This is a genomic window from uncultured Sphingomonas sp. (genome assembly GCF_964244265.1).
GTDB lineage: Bacteria > Pseudomonadota > Alphaproteobacteria > Sphingomonadales > Sphingomonadaceae > Sphingomonas.
Genome location: NZ_CAXTHV010000068.1, coordinates 1 through 2569, shown reverse-complemented (window position 1 = coordinate 2569; position 2569 = coordinate 1). Strand labels below are relative to the sequence as shown.

At 66.1% G+C, this 2569-nt stretch carries 5 protein-coding genes; all 5 read left to right on the top strand.

From position 1 onward, the window contains the following. A partial coding sequence (locus ACFE7K_RS15675) for a carboxyl transferase domain-containing protein (RefSeq protein ID WP_375399124.1) occupies positions 1-275 on the top strand: 275 nt, incomplete at its 5' end. After that, positions 245-583, top strand: coding sequence for a hypothetical protein (locus ACFE7K_RS15670; RefSeq protein ID WP_375399123.1), 339 nt, complete (start codon positions 245-247; stop codon positions 581-583). The genes ACFE7K_RS15675 and ACFE7K_RS15670, both read left to right, overlap by 31 nt. Further along, complete coding sequence (gene mce, locus ACFE7K_RS15665) at positions 580-999, top strand: methylmalonyl-CoA epimerase (protein ID WP_375399122.1); 420 nt, start codon at positions 580-582, stop codon at positions 997-999. The genes ACFE7K_RS15670 and mce overlap by 4 nt, the downstream gene beginning before the upstream one ends. A gap of 17 nt (positions 1000-1016) precedes the next feature. Then, positions 1017-1802: an enoyl-CoA hydratase-related protein gene (locus tag ACFE7K_RS15660; protein ID WP_375399121.1), complete on the top strand. Its 786-nt coding sequence runs from the start codon at positions 1017-1019 to the stop codon at positions 1800-1802. Next, positions 1802-2569 (top strand): methylmalonyl-CoA mutase family protein (locus tag ACFE7K_RS15655; protein ID WP_375399120.1); only part of this gene is annotated, 768 nt, incomplete at its 3' end. The genes ACFE7K_RS15660 and ACFE7K_RS15655, both read left to right, overlap by 1 nt.

The following is a 2569-nucleotide window of genomic DNA, read 5'->3' as shown; positions in this document are numbered from 1 at the left end:
TCAACTACGCCTGGCCGACCGCCGAGATCGCGGTGATGGGCGCGAAGGGCGCGGTCGAGATCATCTTCCGCGGCCGCACACCCGACGAGATCGCCGAACGCACCGCCGAATACGAAGCGAGGTTCGCCAATCCCTTCGTCGCGGCGAGCAAGGGCTTCGTCGACGAGGTCGTCCAGCCGCATTCCACGCGGCGACGGGTGGCGCTGGGGCTGCGCAAGCTACGCGGGAAGCAATTGGAAAATCCATGGAAGAAGCACGACAACATCCCACTCTGACGCGGGCTAATTGGGTAGCTGTCGCCGCCTACCTCGGCTTCGGTTTTTGCGCACTCGCTATCTTGGTCAGCGCATTCGTTGATTCGGATTGGATCGTGCCATTGTCGGCGACGGCCTGCATCTGTGCCGTCGTTCAATTGCTGGCAAATTCAGCCGATGGGTTGATGGAAGGCCGGGTCAAATGGCGGAAACGGATTTATAGCTGCTACGAAAGGCCTAAATGGTTTTGGAGCCTTCTAGGTGTAAATGCGACATTCGTTTGCCTGTTCGTGTTCGTGGCGCTCTTCCTTATGAATCTGATTCCATGACCCTCGGCCGCCTCAACCATGTCGGCGTCGCGACGCCCTCGATCGAACGATCGATCGAGACCTATCGCGCCCTGCTCGGCGCGACCGTTGTCGGCAAGCCGTTCGACCTGCCCGCGCAGGGGGTGAAGGTCTGCTTCATCGACACGCCCAACACGCAGATCGAACTGATCGAGCCCTATGACGACAGCTCCCCCATCGCCGGTTTCCTCCGCAAGAACCCTGCCGGCGGTCAGCATCATGTCTGTTTCGAAGTACCCGACGTCCACGCCGCCGTCGCCGATCTGAAGGGCAAGGGCGCAACCGTTCTCGGCGAACCCCGCATCGGTGCGCACGGGACGCTCATCGTGTTCGTCCACCCCAGGGATATGGGCGGGGTGTTGGTCGAATTGATGGAGACGCCTACAGGCGGTCACTGACCAGGGGGGAGCCAGCGATGCCCGATTACCAGACCATTCTCGCCGAGCGGCGTGGCGACGTGCTGCACCTCACGCTCAACCGTCCCGACCGGCTCAATGCCGCCTCGCTCGACATGGCGGACGAGCTGGGCGACGCGCTCGACCGGCATGACGGGGCGAGGGCGGTGCTCATCACCGGCGCGGGGCGTGCGTTCTGCTCGGGTGCCGACCTGCAGGCGCGCGGCGACCGCACCGTCGGGGGCGGCCAGGCGAGCCACCGGGCGCTGACGAAGTACTACAATCCGCTGATGCTGAAGCTGGCGGAGCTCGACGTGCCTACGGTCACCGCCGTCAACGGCCCCGCGGCGGGCGTCGGCTGCTCGATCGCGCTGGCGGCGGATTTCGTGGTCGCGGGCGCGTCGGCCTATTTTCTCCAGGCGTTCGTCAATATCGGCCTCGTCCCCGACGGCGGTGCGTCGTGGATGCTGACGCGGCTGGTCGGCAAGGCGCGTGCGACCGAGATGATGATGCTGGGCGAGAAGATCGGCGCGGCGAAGGCGCTCGACTGGGGCATGATCCATAAGGTCGTGCCCGACGACCAGTTGCTGTCCGAGGCGACGGCGTTGGCCGAGCGGCTCGCGGCAGGGCCGACGGTGGCGCTGGGCGTCATGCGACGGAATATCGCGCTCGCACTGGACGGCACCTATACCGACGCGCTCGGCCGCGAGGCGGCGGGGCAGCGCATCGCCGGCGGCACCGGCGACGCGATGGAGGGCGGCCTCGCCTTCTTGCAGAAGCGAAAGGCCGAGTTCAGAGGGGCCTGATGGCCGAAATCGAACTCAACGTCGGCGAGGACGCCGGCAGCACGGCGCCAGCCCGCGACGTCACCCCGCCGGCGCCCCCCACCCCGGTGCTCGCCGACTGGCGGGCGCTGGCCGCGAAGGAGGTCAAGGGCGCCGACCTGACCTGGCGCACCCCCGAGGGCATCGACGTGAAGCCGCTCTACACCGCCGAGGACGTGCGCGCCGACCCCGGGCTGCCGGGCTTCGCGCCCTTCACCCGCGGCGTGCGCGCGTCGATGTACGCCGGCCGGCCGTGGACGATCCGCCAATACGCCGGCTTCTCGACCGCCGAGGAATCGAACGCCTTCTACCGTCGCAATCTCGCCGCCGGACAGAAGGGGCTAAGCGTTGCCTTCGACCTCGCCACCCATCGCGGCTACGACAGCGACCACGCCCGCGTCACCGGCGATGTCGGCAAGGCGGGGGTCGCGATCGACAGCGTCGAGGACATGAAGATTCTGTTCGACGGCATCCCGCTCGATCAGATGAGCGTGTCGATGACGATGAACGGCGCGGTGATCCCGATCCTCGCCTTCTACATCGTCGCCGGCGAGGAGCAGGGGGTCGAGCGCGCCAAGCTCGACGGGACCATCCAGAACGACATCCTCAAGGAGTTCATGGTCCGCAACACCTACATCTATCCGCCCGAGCCCTCGATGCGGATCGTGTCGGACATCATCGGCTACACGTCGCGCGAGATGCCCAAGTTCAACAGCATCTCGATCAGCGGCTATCACATGCAGGAAGCC